This is a genomic window from Allobosea sp. AK1, assembly GCF_006714945.1.
Lineage (GTDB): Bacteria > Pseudomonadota > Alphaproteobacteria > Rhizobiales > Beijerinckiaceae > Allobosea > Allobosea robiniae.
The window spans coordinates 3,811,768-3,826,370 of sequence record NZ_VFMG01000001.1 but is presented as its reverse complement, the minus strand read 5'-3'; the positions used below and the strand labels follow the sequence as shown (position 1 = coordinate 3,826,370).

The window sequence follows — 14,603 nt, the reverse complement described above, 5'->3', positions numbered from 1 at the left end:
CAATTGCATATGCAATTAACACTTGCCAATTGCATATGCAATTGGATAGCATGACTTCAATTCAAAGAGTAGCGGGAGGACGCACGGTGGCGAAAGCGCCTGGTGAAACGCTGGCTTGCGAGAAGCTCTGGACGAATGCGCGATTGGCGACGATGTCGCCTGCGGTCGATGCGCCCTATGGCGCGATCGAGGACGGCGTTGTCGCCGCCCGTGACGGACGCATCGTCTATGCAGGGCCGCGCGATGAGGCGCCCGCCTTCCTGGCTGCCGAGACCGTCGATTGCGCGGGCCGCTGGATCACGCCGGGCCTGATCGATTGCCATACCCATCTCGTCTATGGCGGCGACCGGGCGCATGAGTTCGAATTGCGTCTCCAGGGCGCGACCTATGAGGAGATCGCGCGGGCTGGCGGCGGCATCCTCTCCACGGTCAAGGCGACGCGCGAGGCAAGCGAGGACACGCTCTTCGCCTCCGCCGATAAGCGCCTCTCCGCGCTGATGGCGGAGGGCGTCACCACCGTCGAGATCAAGTCCGGCTACGGGCTGGAGCAGCCGGCCGAGCTCAAGCAATTGCGCGTCGCGCGCCGGATCGGCCGCGAGCGCCCCGTCACCGTCCGCACTACCTTCCTCGGCGCCCATGCCGTGCCGCCGGAATACAAGGGCCGCTCGGGCGACTACACCGCCCTCGTCGCCGGACCGCTGCTCGATGCCGTCGCAGCCGAAGGCTTGGCGGATGCGGTCGATGTCTTCTGCGAGGGCATCGCCTTCTCGCCGGACGAGACGAAGGCTGTGTTCGAGGCCGCCAAGGCCAAGGGCCTAGCGATCAAGGTTCATGCCGAACAGCTTTCCAACCTGCACGGCGCCAAGCTCGCGGCCGAGATGGGCGCGCTGTCTGCTGACCATCTCGAATATCTCGACGAGGACGGCGTCATCGCCATGGCCAAAGCCGGCACGGTCGCGGTCGTGTTGCCCGGCGCCTTCTATTTCCTGCGTGAGACGCAGAAGCCGCCGATCGAACTGATGCGCAAGCATGGCGCAGCGATCGCGCTGGCGACCGACGCCAATCCCGGCTCCTCGCCGCTCACTTCGCCGCTTCTCGTGCTCAACATGGCCTGCACGCTCTTCCGGATGACGCCGGAGGAGGCGCTGGCCGGGCTCACCCGTCATGCCGCGACCGCGCTCGGCCTCCAGGACGAGGTCGGCACGCTGGAAGCCGGCAAGCGTTGCGATCTCGCGATCTGGGAGATCGAGCGCCCCGCAGAACTCGCCTACCGCATCGGCTTCAATCCCCTTCACACCCGCATCTGGAACGGACAATGACCACGGTTTCGCTGAACCCGGGCGCAGCCCATCTCACCGACTGGCGCGCGATCCTCGACGGCGCCGCCGCCTCGCTCGGCGGCGAGAGCGCGAAGAACATCGCCTCGGGCCAGAAGATCGTCGAGGAGATCGTCGCCGCCGGCACCGTGACCTATGGCGTCAATACCGGCTTCGGAAAGCTCGCCAGCGTGCGTATCGCCGATGCCGATCTCGCCAAGCTCCAGAGCAACCTGATCGTCTCGCATGCGGTCGGCACCGGCCCTGCCCTGCCTGACGGCGTGGTCCGCCTGCTGCTGGCGATGAAGGCGGCGAGCCTGGCGCGCGGCGCCTCCGGCGTACGCCCCGTCGTGATCGAGGCGCTGACCAATGCGCTCAAGGCCGATGCCTTGCCGGTCATCCCCGCCAAGGGCTCGGTCGGCGCCTCCGGCGACCTCGCCCCGCTCGCCCATATGACCGCCGCCCTGATGGGCTACGGCGAGATCCGCCTGAAGGGCGAGATCCTGCCGGCGACTGACGCGCTGAAGCGCGCGGGCCTCACCCCGCTCGCGCTCGGCGCCAAGGAAGGCCTCGCGCTGATCAACGGCACGCAGGTCTCGACCACGCTGGCGCTGACCGGCCTTGCCGCGATCGCCCGTGTCTTCGATGCCGCGCTCGTCGCCGGTGCGCTCTCGGTCGATGCGCTGAAGGGTTCCGATACGCCCTTCGATCCCCGCATCCAGACGCTGCGTGGCCAGCCCGGCCAGATCAAGGTCGCCAAGATCCTGCTCGATCTGATCGCCGGCAGCGCGATCCGCGAGAGCCATCGCCATGGCGACACCAAGGTGCAAGACCCCTATTCGCTGCGCTGCCAGCCGCAGGTGATGGGCGCGGTCCATGGGCTTCTGGCGAATGTCGCTGCGACCCTCGGCATCGAGGCCAACGCCGTCACCGACAACCCGCTGGTGCTCGGCCCCGGCGAGATCGTCTCGGGCGGCAATTTCCATGCAGAGCCCGTCGCCTTCGCCGCCGACATCCTGGCGATGGCCGTCTGCGAGATCGGCAACCTCTCCGAGCGCCGCATGGCCCTGCTGGTCGATCCCGTGATGAGCGGCCTGCCGCCCTTCCTCGCCCGCGATGCCGGCCTGAACTCGGGCTTCATGATCGCGCAGGTCACGGCCGCCGCGCTCGCCTCCGAGAACAAGCAGAAGGCCTACCCCGCTTCGGTCGACACCATCCCGACCTCGGCCAACCAGGAAGACCATGTCTCGATGGCGACGCATGGCGCCTTCCGCCTGATCGACATGGCGAAGAATGCGGCCAGCATCATCGGCGTCGAACTGATGGCGGCGGCGGAAGCGATCGAGCATCACCGCCCGCTCAAGACCAGCGCGCGACTGGAGCCCGTGCTCGCCCTGCTGCGCAGCAAGATCACGCAGCTGACCGAGGACCGCTATCTCGCCCCCGATCTCGCGGCCGCGACCGAGTTCGTGCTCTCCGGCGCCGTCGGCAAGGCGGCGGGCCTCGACAGCTTCGCCGAGTGCAGCGCATGAGCGCCGGTATCATCTCGGTCACGCGGGGTTCCTCCCCGCTGATCCTCTCGATGCCGCATCCCGGCACCGGCGTTCCGCCGGACGTCGCGGCGCAGCTCAACGAGCGTGGAAAGCTGGTCGAGGATACCGACTGGCATATGCGCCAGCTCTACAGCTTCGCCGCTCCGTTCGCGCCAAGCATCGTCGAGGCGCAGCTCTCGCGCTTCGTCATCGACCTCAACCGCGACCCAGCCGGCGTCTCGCTCTATCCGGGCCAGGCGACGACCGAGCTCGTGCCGACGACGACCTTCGACGGCGCGCCGATCTGGCAGACCACGCCCGAAGCGAACGAGATCGAGCGGCGCAAGGCGGCCTATTTCCAGCCCTATCACACGGCGCTGGCGGCCGAGATCGAGCGGGTGAAGGCCGAGCACGGCTATTGCGTGCTCTGGGACTGCCACTCGATCAAGTCGGTGATCCCGCGCCTGTTCGAGGGCACGCTGCCGACGCTCAATCTCGGCACCAATTCCGGCCAGAGCTGCGCCGCGAGCGTCGAGGCCGCCGCCATCACCGCGATGGCCGGCCAGCCGGCCACCCAGATCGCCAATGGCCGCTTCAAGGGCGGCTGGATCACGCGCCATTACGGGCGCCCCTTCGAGCGCGTGCACGCGCTCCAGATGGAAATCGCGCTCTCGGCCTATCTCTCCGAGGAGACCGCGCCCTGGACCTTCGACGCGACGAAGGCCGCTGCCTTGCAAACCGCCTTGTCCGCCATCATCGCCGCCGCCCTCGACGCGGCCAGGACTCTCGAACGGAGCCGCTCATGACCCGCCTGGACAATACCCGCGTCATCCGCCCCGCCACCGGCACCGAGCTCAGCGCCAAGAGCTGGCTGACCGAGGCGCCGCTGCGCATGCTGATGAACAACCTGCATCCTGATGTCGCCGAGAACCCGCAGGAACTCGTGGTCTATGGCGGCATCGGCCGCGCCGCCCGCTCCTGGGAGGATTTCGACCGCATCGTCGCGGCGCTGCGCCAGCTTGAGGCCGACGAGACCCTGCTCGTCCAGTCCGGCAAGCCGGTCGGCGTGTTCCGCACGCACAAGGATGCGCCGCGCGTTCTGATCGCCAATTCCAACCTCGTGCCGCATTGGGCGAACTGGGACCATTTCAACGAGCTCGATAAGAAGGGGCTCGCGATGTACGGCCAAATGACGGCCGGCTCCTGGATCTATATCGGCACGCAAGGCATCGTGCAGGGCACCTACGAGACCTTCGTCGAGGCAGGCCGCCAGCACTACGGCGGCAGCCTCAAGGGCAAATGGGTCCTGACCGGCGGCCTCGGCGGCATGGGCGGCGCCCAGCCGCTCGCCGCCGTGATGGCCGGCGCGTCCTGCCTCGCCGTCGAGTGCAATCCCGACTCGATCGATTTCCGCCTGCGCACCCGCTATCTCGACGAGAAAGCCGAAACGCTCGACGAGGCGCTGGAGATGATCGCCCGCTGGACCAAGAACGGCGAGGCGAAGTCGGTCGGCCTGCTCGGCAATTGCGCCGAGATCCTGCCCGAGATGGTCCGCCGCGGCATCCGCCCCGACATGGTCACCGACCAGACCTCGGCGCATGACCCGATCAACGGCTACCTGCCGAAGGGCTGGACCATGGGCCAGTGGAAGCAGGCGCGCGAAGCCAATCCGAAATCCGTCGAGACCGCGGCGCGCGCCTCGATGCGCGAGCATGTCGAGGCGATGATCGCCTTCCAGGACATGGGCGTGCCCACGTTCGATTACGGCAACAACATCCGCCAGGTCGCGAAGGACGAGGGGCTGGAGAACGCCTTCGCCTTCCCGGGCTTCGTGCCGGCCTATATCCGCCCGCTATTCTGCCGCGGCATCGGGCCGTTCCGCTGGGCCGCCCTCTCGGGCGATCCGGAGGATATCTACAAGACCGACGCCAAGGTGAAGGAGCTCACGCCCGGCAACACGCATCTGCATAACTGGCTCGACATGGCGCGCGAGCGCATTTCGTTCCAGGGCCTGCCGGCGCGCATCTGCTGGGTCGGCCTCGGCGATCGCCATCGCCTCGGCCTCGCCTTCAACGAGATGGTCCGGAACGGCGAGCTCAAGGCGCCGGTCGTGATCGGCCGCGACCATCTCGATTCCGGCTCGGTCGCCTCGCCGAACCGCGAGACCGAAGCGATGAAGGACGGCTCGGACGCGGTCTCCGACTGGCCGCTGCTCAACGCCCTGCTCAACACGGCGTCGGGCGCGACCTGGGTCTCGCTGCACCATGGCGGTGGCGTCGGCATGGGCTTCTCGCAGCATGCGGGCGTCGTGATCTGCGCCGACGGCACGGATGACGCGGCCGCCCGCCTCTCGCGCGTGCTCTGGAACGACCCGGCAACCGGCGTGATGCGCCATGCCGATGCCGGCTACGACATCGCGCTGGACTGCGCGCGCGAGAAAGGGCTCAACCTGCCGGGCATTCTGGGCTGAACCCTCCCGTCATTCCGGGGCTCCGCGTCAGCGGAGAACCCGGGATGACAACGGTGGCCGCTTGAATTCGAAGGACCGTTCCATGCGCATCATCCGCGCCGCCGATTGCAAGGTCATGCCGTGGAAGAACGGCGGCGGTACCACGACCGAAATCGCTGTTTCTCCAGAAGGAGCCGCGCTCGGCGATTTCGACTGGCGCATCTCGATGGCCAATGTGGGCGCAGACGGGCCGTTCTCGTCCTTCCCCGGCATCGACCGGACGCTGTCGGTGCTGACCGGCAACGGCATTCGGCTGGCCTTCGGCGACGGCGAGACGGCTTCACTCGATCGCGCGACCGCGCCGTTCTTCTTCGCGGCCGACCGGGCGGTGGATGGCGTGCTGGTCGACGGGGCGATCGACGACCTCAACGTGATGAGCCGGCGCGGCGCGTGGAGCCACAGCGTTGAGCGTCTGAGCGGTGGATCGCATGAGGTTGCGGCCGGGCGTGGATTGCTGGTTCTGGTTGCTCGTCAAGGCGATTGGCTGGTGAACGGAGAAGCTCTGGCCGCTGGGGACAGCGCCGTCCTCCAAGCCCCCGTCACCGCAAAACTCGCCGCCGGGAACGGCGGCGAGTTGTTCGTCGTGAAGCTGTCTCCAGCGCGCTAAGCCGCCTGCCGCGGCTGCGGGCCGACATAGACCGATTGCGGCCGGATCAGGCGGCCGCCGGCGATCTGCTCCTTGGCATGGGCGAGCCAGCCCGTCGTGCGCCCCAGCGCGAACACGCAGGTGAAAGAATCCGGCGTGAAGCCCAGCGCCTCCAGCAGCAGCGCCGTGTAGAACTCGACATTCGTTTCCAGCGTCCGGTTGGGCTTGCGCTCGCGCAGGATGGCGAGTGCTGCCTGCTCGACAGCCTCGGCCAGCGCGAGGCGCCCGCTATCGGCGCCGAGCCGGCGGATCGCGCCCTTCAGCGCATCGGCGCGCGGATCGCGGACGCGGTAGATGCGGTGACCGAAGCCCATCAAACGGTCACCGCGATCGAGCGCGGTTTCCAGCCAGGCGCGGGCATTGGTGGGCGCACCGATCGCATCGAGCATCTCGATGACCGGGCCGGGTGCGCCACCGTGGAGCGGTCCTTTCAACGCACCGATCCCGGCGAGCACGGCCGAAACCAATCCCGCGCGGGTCGAAGCGACGACGCGCGACGCAAAAGTCGAGGCGTTAAGGCCGTGATCGGCCACCGTGACAAGATAGGTGTCGAGCGCGGCCGCCTGCTGCTTCGTCGGCGCCTTGCCGGTCAGCATGCGCAGCGTGTCGGCCGCCTGCGACAGGGATGCATCGGGCGCGACCGGCGCGAGGCCCTGACGCAGGCGCAGCGAGGCGGCGGTGAAGACGGCCGGTGCCGCCAGAAGCCGCAGCACCGTGCCGGCATCCTCGCCATCCGGGATCAACGCCGTCATCGCGCGGATCATCTCGACCGGCCCGAGCGTCACGGGGATAACGGCCTTCCTGACCACCGTCTCGAACAACTCCTGTCGCGCGGCACCCAACGCTGCCGGCAGGTCCTTCATGGCGGGCAGGTCCGGCACGAAGCCGTCGAGCATCAGCGCGGCCATCTCCTCGAAGGAGGTATGGCCCGCGAGCTCATCGAGGCTGTGACCGCGCATCACCAGCCGGCCCGCCGCTCCATCGACTTCCGAGAGCACGGTATGGGCGGCAACGACATCTTCAAGGCCATCGGACATGGCTGTTCTCCTCAACATCTGAGGCCTTGAAGATTGATAGCTTCATCAGTAGAATCAATCTTGAACAATATAATCAATGTTTTTCCCATGACCGACTGGCTGACGGCGCAACAGGTGATGCAGCGGCTCGGGCTGAAGCCGCAGACGCTCTACGCCTATGTCAGCCGCGGGCTGATCGAGGCGCGCGGCGATGCGGGCGACTCGCGCCGTCGGCTCTACCGGGCCGAGGACGTGGCGCGGCTGGAGCATCGCAAGGCGCGAGGGCGCAAGCCCGCCGCCATCGCCGAGGATGCGATCGCCTTCGGCGAGCCGATCCTGGCTTCGGGCATCGCCACGATCCAGCGCGGCAAGCTCTGGTATCGCGGACAGGATGCCGAAAAGCTTTCCGAGACGGCGAAGCTGGAGGATGTCGCAAGGCTGCTCTGGGATTGCGGCTCGCAGCGCTTCCCGCCGTTGTTCACGATCGTGCCGGAGGCGCCGGCCCGGCAGCGGATGTTCGCGGTGATCGCCGCGCGCGCCGCCAGCGATCCCGCCATGGCCGGCCGCACCAAGAAGGCGCTCTATCTGGAAGCGGCCTCCGTCATCGACTCGCTCGTCGACGCCATCGCCGGACGGCCGGGACAGGGGCCGATCCATCACCGGCTGGCGCAGGCCTGGGGCTGTGACGCTGATGGCGCCGACCTGATCCGTCGCGCGCTGGTGCTGCTCGCCGACCATGAGCTCAACGCCTCGACTTTCGCGGTCCGGGTGGCAGCCTCGACGCGCGCCTCGCTCGCCGCCAGCATCCTGGCCGGGCTCGCGACATTGTCCGGGCCGCTGCATGGCGGGATGACGCCGCGCGTGCTCGGGCTGATGCGCGAGATCGCAAGCGAAGGCGTCGAGGTGGCGGTCCCGGCGCGGCTTGCGACGGGCATGCCCCTGCCCGGCTTCGGCCATCCGCTCTATCCGGATGGCGATCCGCGGGCTCGCGCGCTGCTCACCGCATTCACGCTGCCGCCAGCCTATGCGGCCACGCGCCGGGCCGTCACCGCGTTGACCGGCGAGGAGCCGAATATCGATTTCGTGCTAACGGCGATCGTAAGCGAGCTCGGGTTGGCGCCGGATATCTCGTTCCAGATTTTTGCCGCCGCGCGCTGCGCCGGCTGGATCGCGCATGCGCTGGAGCAGGGCGAGACCGGACGCCTGATCCGGCCTCGCGCCCGCTATGTCGGGCCGGAGCCGGCTTAGGCCGGCTCAGCGATCTTCCGCGCAAGCTCGCCCTCGCGCTCTTCGATATAGCCGCGCGTGATCGGCAGGCCGTCGAGCTTCTTGGCGAGCTGGAACTGGAACACCACGAGATCGTCATGCCGGAAGCTCGCCTCGCAGGCGGCGAGATAGAACTCCCACATCCGGGCGAAGCGCTCGTCGTACATCGCCACCGCCTCGTCGCGCCGGGCGAGGAAGTTCTCGCGCCAGACCTTCAGCGTCTCGGCATAGTGCAGGCGCAGCACCTCGACATCGGTGATGATCAGCCCCTCCTGCTCGACCGCTGCCGCCACCTCCGACATGGCGGGGATATAGCCGCCGGGGAAGATGTACTTGGCGATGAAGGGATTGGTCGCGCCAGGCGGCGTCGAGCGGCCGATGGTGTGGACGAGTGCCACGCCGTCATCGCTCAGCAATTCGCGGATCTTGCGGAAATAGTCGCGGTAATAGCCGACGCCGACATGCTCGAACATGCCGACCGAGACGATGCGGTCAAAGGGTTCGGCGAGATGGCGATAGTCCTGCAGCCGGAACTCGACCGGCAGGCCGGATTCGGCGCCGCGCTGCTGCGCGATGGCGAGCTGCTCCTCGGAGAGCGTGATGCCAGTAACCGAGGCACCCGTCTCGCCGGCAATGGACAACGCCATGCCGCCCCAGCCGCAGCCGATATCGAGCACGCGCTGGCCGGGCTTGAGATCGAGCTTGCCCATGATGTGACGCTTCTTGGCCAACTGCGCCTGCGCCAGCGTCATGCCGGGCTCGGCGAAATAGGCGCAGGAATACTGCATGTCCGGGTCGAGGAAGAGCCGGAAGAAGTCGCTTTTGAGGTCGTAGTGATGCGCCACATTGCGCCGGGCGAGCGCCGGCGTGTTGTGCTGGTGGAAGCGCCGCACCGCCGTGCGCAGGCCCTCCAGGACCTTGCCCCAGCCCTTGGGGCGGGCGCGATGCACGGCAGCGACCAGCGCGTCGAGCAGGTCGTAGAGCGAGCCCTGCTCGACGACGACGCGCCCGTCCATCACGGCTTCGCCCAAGGCGAGCTCGGGATTGAGCGCGAGTTTCAGTTCCGTCGGGGAATCGACGATGCGCATGCGCAATCGCGGCGCAGTGCCCTGCCCGATCGACTGCAACGTGCCATCGGGGAAAACGACATCGATACGTGGCTCGATCGCGAGCCGAGACAACATTCTGGCAATCAGCGAGTGCATTGGCCCCACCTTCGGCAGCGCCCCTTTCGCTGAAGATGGCAATTCGGAGCACCGCCGTAACCGCCCTTTGGTGCAAGGCAGTCCCACGCCTGCGACATGACAACGCAGGCAAGGGCGTTCGGTTCCGCTAGGGAAGCATAGCCGACCTGCCGGCTAATGATCCGCCGCGATGACCTCCGCGCGAATCTCCTCGACCAGCCGCTCCTTCAGGGCGACGAATTCCGGCGTCGTCTTGATGGTGTAGGGCCGCGGATGCGGCAGATCGACCGCGATATCGGCCTTGATCCGCCCCGGGCGCGCGCTCATCACCACGACACGCGAGCCGACGAAGATCGCCTCCTCGATATCATGGGTGACGAAGAGCACGGTCTTCTGCTCGCGCTCCCAGATGCCGAGCAGCATTTCCTGCATCAGGGCGCGGGTCTGGTTGTCGAGCGCGCCGAAGGGCTCGTCCAGCAGCAGGATCTTCGGATCGTTGGCGAGCGCGCGGGCGATCGCCGTGCGCTGCTGCATGCCGCCCGAAAGCTGCTTCGGGAAATGATCGACGAAGCTGCCGAGGCCGACGCGCACCGCCCAGTCACGGGCGATCTTCAGGCGCTCGGCTTCCGGCATGCCTTTTTCCCGGAGGCCGAAGGCGATGTTCTGCTGCACCGTCAACCAAGGGAAGAGCGTGTAGCTCTGGAAGACGAAGCCGCGATCGGCACCCGGCCCGGAAACGGCTGAGCCGTCGAGCAGGACGCGGCCCTCGCTCGCCGTCTCCAGCCCGCCGATGATGCGCAGCAAGGTCGACTTGCCGCAGCCGGACGGGCCGAGGATGGTGATGAAGTCGTTGTCGGCGACGCTGAGCGAGGTCGGCATCAAGGCGCGTGTCGGCTCGGCCCCACGCTGGCCGGCGAAGACCTTGCCGAGATTCTCGATGACAAGCTTGCTCATGCGCGCGCCCACGGAAACAGGCGCTGGTTGATCGCCTTGAAGAGGAAATCCGAGATGAGGCCGATCAGGCCGATCACGATGATGCCGAAGATAATCTGCCCGGTGTTCAGCAAGGCCTGGCTGTCGGTGATCATGTGGCCGATGCCGGAAGAGGAACCGATCAGCTCGGCGACGATGACATAGGTCCAGGCCCAGCCCAGCACGAGGCGGAAGATCTCGGCGATCTCGGGCGCGGCATTGGGCAGCATGACGCGGCGCACCACCGAGCGGTCTGTCGCGCCCAGCGTATAGGCGGCGTCGACGAGATCGCGCCGGATCGAACCGACTGAAACCGCGATCATCAGGATGAGCTGGAAGACCGAGCCGATGAAGATGACGAGCAGTTTCTGCGTCTCGCCGATGCCGGCCCAGAGGATCAGGAGCGGAATGAAGGCCGAGGCCGGCAGGTAGCGCGCGAAGGAAACGAAGGGCTCGAGAAAGGCCTCGATCGGCTTGTAGGCGCCCATCAGGATGCCGATCGGCAAGGCGACGATGACGGCGAGGATGAAGCCGCCGAGGACGCGCCAGATCGTCATCATGATGTCGAAGCCGAAGCCGTATCGCACCATCAGGTTGTAGCCTTCGCCGACCATGGTCAGCGGATCGGCGAGGAACAGGCGCTGGACATAGCCGCCGAAGGTCGCGACCGACCAGAGCGCGACGAAAAGCGCGAAGAAGGCCAGGCCGTAGCCGATGCGGGCCGGGGCCGAGACGGGTTGCAAAGGTCTCATCGCGATTGGGTTCCGGTCACGGCCATGGCCAGTTGCTTCCAGGGTTCGATCGACCAGAAGCCGGCGGCGGCGCCGGAGGTCGAAGGGAGGATGTAGGTTTCGGCATCGGCCAGTCTGTGCGTCTGCGGCCCGTAGGCGAGCCCGCCCTCCCTGATCCCGAGGGCGACCTGGGCCGCGCGCTTGCCGTTGAAAGCGAGGATGCGGGGCCGGTTCGCAGCGATCCGCGCCGTGAAGCCGGCCACGTCGAAATGGCCGCCGCGCAGCGCGGAATCCGGACCCGAGCTGCGCTTGGCGACATCGGTCAGGCCGATGCCGTAGCGCGGCAGGGTCGCGAATTCCTCCGGCCGGAGCCTCATCGGGACGAGCCCGATCTCATGAAGCACCGGCCAGAACTTGTTGCCTGGCCCGGCATAATAGGCGCCGCGCCTAGCCGAGACAGCGCCGGCCTGCGTACCGCAGAAGACGACACGCAGGCCGGGTTCCAGAATATCCGGGAGGATGTCGCCGGTCATGCGCCGACGGTTACTTGCCGGCGACGAACCGCGTATCGACCAGCGAGGCGAGATCGGGCTTCGCCTTGAGCAGGCCGATCTCGAGCAGCAGGTCGGCGGCCTTGGCCGAGAAGGCCTGCCAGTCGCCCGCGAAGAATTTCTTGTTGCCCTCGGCATCCGACCAACGCAGGAACGCCGCCGATTTGCCGAACTGCTCGCCGGTCTGCTTCACGTCGGCGCCCATGATCTCATAGGCCTTGGCCTGGTCCTTCCTGATCATCTCCAGCGCCTCGAAATAGCTCTGGGTCAGCGCGGCCGCGGCCTTGTCGTTGACGAGGAAGGCGGGTGTGCAGCCGAACGTGTCCATCACCATCGGATAGTCGAGGGTGGTGGCGATGATCTTGCCGGCATCGGGCTTGTCACGGACCGTGGAGAGATAGGGCTCGTAGGTCATGGCTGCGTCGTTCTGGCCGGCGATGAAGGCCTGGGCGGCGGGGCCGGGCTCCATGTTGACGACCTTGACGTCCTTCACCGAGAGGCCGTTCTCCTTGAGCATCCAGGCCAGCGCGAAATAGGGCGAGGTACCGGGCGCGGAAGCCGCAACCGTCTTGCCCTTCAAATCCTTGATCGCAGCGACATCCTTGCGCACGGCCATGCCGTCGGCGCCGTAGCTCTTGTCGAGCTGGAAGATCTGCTTGGTCTTGATGCCGGCCGCATCCCAGACGATCCAGGTCTCGACCGTGGTCGCGGCACACTGGATGTCGCCGGAGGCGATGGCGAGGTGGCGGTCCTTCTGCGGGATCTTCTTGATGGTGACGTCGAGGCCGTTCTTCGCGAAGATGCCGGCCTCCTTGGCGAGCACCAGCGGCGCGAAACCGGTCCAGCCGGAAATGCCGATATTGACCTTGGTCTGCGCCTCCGCGCCACCCGCCGCGAGAAGCGCCGCGAGGCCGAAGCCGACAGTCGCACCGATGCGCTTGAAAACTGCCATGATTGAAACCCTTCCCCGGTTTTTTGGCCGATGCTCCACGCTGACGCCTGGAGCGTCATTTGCGGCGCAATGCAACCTTCGTTCCAAAACAGCCTAATTGCATATGCAAACAGGTCAAGCCGCCGATCAGCGCCGCTTGGGGAAGTCATGACATTCTCTCGTTTGACAGGGCAGAGGGAATTTCCTCCTCTTCCGCCCGCCGGCGCGAGGGGCGCCCTTATTTTCTGTGAGTCGAGGTTTCCCAATGAACGGCGCCGACCGCCTTTGCGACACGCTTCTGATCAACGGCGTCGATACCTGCTTCGCCAATCCCGGCACCTCCGAGATGCATTTCGTCGCGGCGCTCGACCGCAAGCCGGAAATGCGCTGCGTGCTCGGCCTGTTCGAGGGCGTGGTGACCGGTGCGGCCGACGGTTATGCCCGCATGGCCGACAAGCCGGCGGCGACGCTGCTGCATTGCGGGCCGGGCATGGCCAACGCGCTCGCCAACATGCACAACGCAAGGCGCGCCCGCACGCCGATGATCAACGTCGTCGGCGACCATGCGACCTATCATCTCCAGCACGACGCGCCGCTGACCAGCGATATCGAGAGCCTGGCCGAGCCGATGTCGCATTTCGTCCGCCGCATCGCGACGCCGGAGGATGTCGGCCCAGCGATCGGGGAAGCCTATGTCGCCTCGCTGACGCTGCCCGGCGTCACCACCGTGATCCTGCCGGCTGATTGCGCCTGGGGCAGCGTCGAGCCCGCCACGCTGAAGCCGACCGAGCTGCCGGCGCTGAAGAGCGTCGATGACGCGACGATCCGCGAGGTCGCGGCCGGCCTGCGCAAGCATGGCAAGCGCGCCGCGATCATGCTGACGGGCCTCGCGCTGCGCGAGAAGCCGATGGAGATGGCCGCGCGCATCTGCGCGGTGACCGGCGCCCAGATCTTCAGCCAGATGTCGAACGGGCGCATCCAGCGCGGTGCTGGCCGCGTCGCCATGCCCAAGGTGTTCTATCCGATCGACAAGGCGCTCGATCAGCTCAAGGATGTCGACTATCTCGTCCTCGTCGGCGCGCAGGTTCCGGTCGGCTTCTTCGCCTATCCCGGCAAGCCCGGCCGCCTGATCCATGACGGCTGCGAGGTCGCCAAGCTCGCGATCCCCGGCGACGACCTGCCGGCCGCGATCACCGGGCTCGCCGAAGAGATGGGCGCGACGAAGACCGCACCGCTCTACATCGCCCCGCCGCGCAAGGAGCAGCCCGGCCTGCCGACCGGCAAGCTCGATGCCGACAAGGCCTGCGCCATCGTCTCGGCGCTGCTGCCGGAGAACTGCATCGTCTGCGACGAGTCGGTCTCGTCCGGCCGCAGCTTCTATTACGACTGCCACAGCGCGCCGCAGCACGACTATATCCAGCTCACCGGCGGCGCGATCGGCGAGGGCATCCCGCTCGCTGTCGGCGCGGCCGTCGCCTGCCCCGACCGCAAGGTCATCGGCATGCAGGCCGACGGCTCGGGCATGTACACGGTGCAGGGGTTGTGGACGCAGGCGCGCGAGAATCTCGACATCGTCACCGTCGTCTTCGCCAACCGGACCTACCAGATCCTGCATGGCGAGATGCGCGCCGTCGGCGTCAATGATTTCGGCCGCAACGCCACGCTGATGCTGAACATCGACGAGCCGGCGCTGGACTGGGTGATGATGGCCAAGGGCATGGGCGTCGAAGCGGCGCGGGCCACGACGGCCGAGGAGTTCACGAGCCTGTTCAAGGCCGCGCTCAGCCGCAAGGGGCCGTTCCTGATCGAAGCGGCGATCTGAGGCGCATCGAAGGGTGTCATCCCGTGCGCGCTGCGGCATGCAATGCCGCTGCGCAGACACGGGACCGCATGACGAGAAGGCGCCTTTTCCGGGGGACGGTCCCGTGTCTGCGCCGCAGCGTTTTACG

Annotated in this window: 13 protein-coding genes; 7 read left to right on the top strand and 6 right to left on the bottom strand. The window is 67.1% G+C overall.

From position 1 onward, the window contains the following. Positions 1 to 152: 152 nt before the first annotated feature. The 5 genes from hutI to FHT98_RS18450 all read left to right on the top strand — a co-directional run bounded on the left by hutI (position 153) and on the right by FHT98_RS18450 (position 5,964). On the top strand, positions 153 to 1,319 hold the full coding sequence (gene hutI / locus FHT98_RS18470; RefSeq protein WP_465246933.1) for an imidazolonepropionase: 1,167 nt from the start codon (positions 153 to 155) through the stop codon (positions 1,317 to 1,319). After that, positions 1,316 to 2,848, top strand: coding sequence for a histidine ammonia-lyase (gene hutH / locus FHT98_RS18465; RefSeq protein ID WP_142114866.1), 1,533 nt, complete (start codon positions 1,316 to 1,318; stop codon positions 2,846 to 2,848). Before hutI ends, hutH begins: the two co-directional genes overlap by 4 nt. Continuing rightward, positions 2,845 to 3,654 (top strand): N-formylglutamate deformylase, encoded by an 810-nt coding sequence (gene hutG, locus FHT98_RS18460; RefSeq protein ID WP_142114865.1) that lies wholly within the window; start codon positions 2,845 to 2,847, stop codon positions 3,652 to 3,654. Before hutH ends, hutG begins: the two co-directional genes overlap by 4 nt. Further along, positions 3,651 to 5,318, top strand: coding sequence for a urocanate hydratase (hutU, locus tag FHT98_RS18455; protein WP_061965060.1), 1,668 nt, complete (start codon positions 3,651 to 3,653; stop codon positions 5,316 to 5,318). Before hutG ends, hutU begins: the two co-directional genes overlap by 4 nt. 82 nt (positions 5,319 to 5,400) lie before the next feature. Further along, entirely contained in the window at positions 5,401 to 5,964 is a 564-nt protein-coding gene (locus tag FHT98_RS18450; RefSeq protein ID WP_082617234.1) for a HutD/Ves family protein, read from the top strand. On the opposite strand, the gene FHT98_RS18445 is transcribed toward FHT98_RS18450, so the two are convergent. Beyond that, positions 5,961 to 7,040 carry a citrate synthase/methylcitrate synthase gene (locus FHT98_RS18445; RefSeq protein WP_091855977.1) on the bottom strand — a complete coding sequence of 360 codons (1,080 nt, stop codon included), beginning with the start codon at positions 7,038 to 7,040 and terminating at the stop codon, positions 5,961 to 5,963. The two genes, FHT98_RS18450 and FHT98_RS18445, sit on opposite strands and share 4 nt — an antisense overlap. Before the next feature lie 87 nt (positions 7,041 to 7,127). On the opposite strand from FHT98_RS18445, the gene FHT98_RS18440 reads away from it, so the two are divergent. Then, positions 7,128 to 8,267 carry a citrate synthase family protein gene (locus FHT98_RS18440; RefSeq protein WP_142114864.1) on the top strand — a complete coding sequence of 380 codons (1,140 nt, stop codon included), beginning with the start codon at positions 7,128 to 7,130 and terminating at the stop codon, positions 8,265 to 8,267. On the opposite strand, the gene FHT98_RS18435 is transcribed toward FHT98_RS18440, so the two are convergent. The 5 genes from FHT98_RS18435 to FHT98_RS18415 form a co-directional block, all read right to left on the bottom strand. Next, a complete protein-coding gene (locus FHT98_RS18435) occupies positions 8,264 to 9,469 on the bottom strand; it encodes an SAM-dependent methyltransferase (protein WP_282568653.1) in 1,206 nt (401 codons plus the stop codon). The genes FHT98_RS18440 and FHT98_RS18435 overlap by 4 nt on opposite strands. Before the next feature lie 174 nt (positions 9,470 to 9,643). Then, complete coding sequence (locus FHT98_RS18430) at positions 9,644 to 10,423, bottom strand: ABC transporter ATP-binding protein (RefSeq protein WP_142114862.1); 780 nt, start codon at positions 10,421 to 10,423, stop codon at positions 9,644 to 9,646. Next, entirely contained in the window at positions 10,420 to 11,193 is a 774-nt protein-coding gene (locus FHT98_RS18425; RefSeq protein WP_061965069.1) for an ABC transporter permease, read from the bottom strand. Before FHT98_RS18425 ends, FHT98_RS18430 begins: the two co-directional genes overlap by 4 nt. Continuing rightward, positions 11,190 to 11,705 (bottom strand): mismatch-specific DNA-glycosylase, encoded by a 516-nt coding sequence (locus FHT98_RS18420; RefSeq protein ID WP_113585281.1) that lies wholly within the window; start codon positions 11,703 to 11,705, stop codon positions 11,190 to 11,192. Before FHT98_RS18420 ends, FHT98_RS18425 begins: the two co-directional genes overlap by 4 nt. 10 nt (positions 11,706 to 11,715) lie before the next feature. Next, the gene (locus FHT98_RS18415) at positions 11,716 to 12,675 is read right to left on the bottom strand and encodes an ABC transporter substrate-binding protein (RefSeq protein ID WP_142114861.1); all 960 of its coding nucleotides are present in this window, start codon (positions 12,673 to 12,675) and stop codon (positions 11,716 to 11,718) included. A 244-nt stretch (positions 12,676 to 12,919) separates the two neighbouring features. On the opposite strand from FHT98_RS18415, the gene FHT98_RS18410 reads away from it, so the two are divergent. Beyond that, on the top strand, positions 12,920 to 14,476 hold the full coding sequence (locus FHT98_RS18410; RefSeq protein WP_091855981.1) for an acetolactate synthase large subunit: 1,557 nt from the start codon (positions 12,920 to 12,922) through the stop codon (positions 14,474 to 14,476). Positions 14,477 to 14,603: the final 127 nt, after the last annotated feature.

What these genes read in the sequence shown, in the direction of transcription:
- hutI (WP_465246933.1), top strand. Translation starts at nt 153, where the DNA reads ATGTCGCCTGCGGTCGATGCGCCCTATGGCGCGATCGAGGACGGCGTT.
- hutH (WP_142114866.1), top strand. Translation starts at nt 1,316, where the DNA reads ATGACCACGGTTTCGCTGAACCCGGGCGCAGCCCATCTCACCGACTGG.
- hutG (WP_142114865.1), top strand. Translation starts at nt 2,845, where the DNA reads ATGAGCGCCGGTATCATCTCGGTCACGCGGGGTTCCTCCCCGCTGATC.
- hutU (WP_061965060.1), top strand. Translation starts at nt 3,651, where the DNA reads ATGACCCGCCTGGACAATACCCGCGTCATCCGCCCCGCCACCGGCACC.
- FHT98_RS18450 (WP_082617234.1), top strand. Translation starts at nt 5,401, where the DNA reads ATGCGCATCATCCGCGCCGCCGATTGCAAGGTCATGCCGTGGAAGAAC.
- FHT98_RS18445 (WP_091855977.1), bottom strand. Translation starts at nt 7,040, where the DNA reads ATGTCCGATGGCCTTGAAGATGTCGTTGCCGCCCATACCGTGCTCTCG.
- FHT98_RS18440 (WP_142114864.1), top strand. Translation starts at nt 7,128, where the DNA reads ATGACCGACTGGCTGACGGCGCAACAGGTGATGCAGCGGCTCGGGCTG.
- FHT98_RS18435 (WP_282568653.1), bottom strand. Translation starts at nt 9,469, where the DNA reads ATGTTGTCTCGGCTCGCGATCGAGCCACGTATCGATGTCGTTTTCCCC.
- FHT98_RS18430 (WP_142114862.1), bottom strand. Translation starts at nt 10,423, where the DNA reads ATGAGCAAGCTTGTCATCGAGAATCTCGGCAAGGTCTTCGCCGGCCAG.
- FHT98_RS18425 (WP_061965069.1), bottom strand. Translation starts at nt 11,193, where the DNA reads ATGAGACCTTTGCAACCCGTCTCGGCCCCGGCCCGCATCGGCTACGGC.
- FHT98_RS18420 (WP_113585281.1), bottom strand. Translation starts at nt 11,705, where the DNA reads ATGACCGGCGACATCCTCCCGGATATTCTGGAACCCGGCCTGCGTGTC.
- FHT98_RS18415 (WP_142114861.1), bottom strand. Translation starts at nt 12,675, where the DNA reads ATGGCAGTTTTCAAGCGCATCGGTGCGACTGTCGGCTTCGGCCTCGCG.
- FHT98_RS18410 (WP_091855981.1), top strand. Translation starts at nt 12,920, where the DNA reads ATGAACGGCGCCGACCGCCTTTGCGACACGCTTCTGATCAACGGCGTC.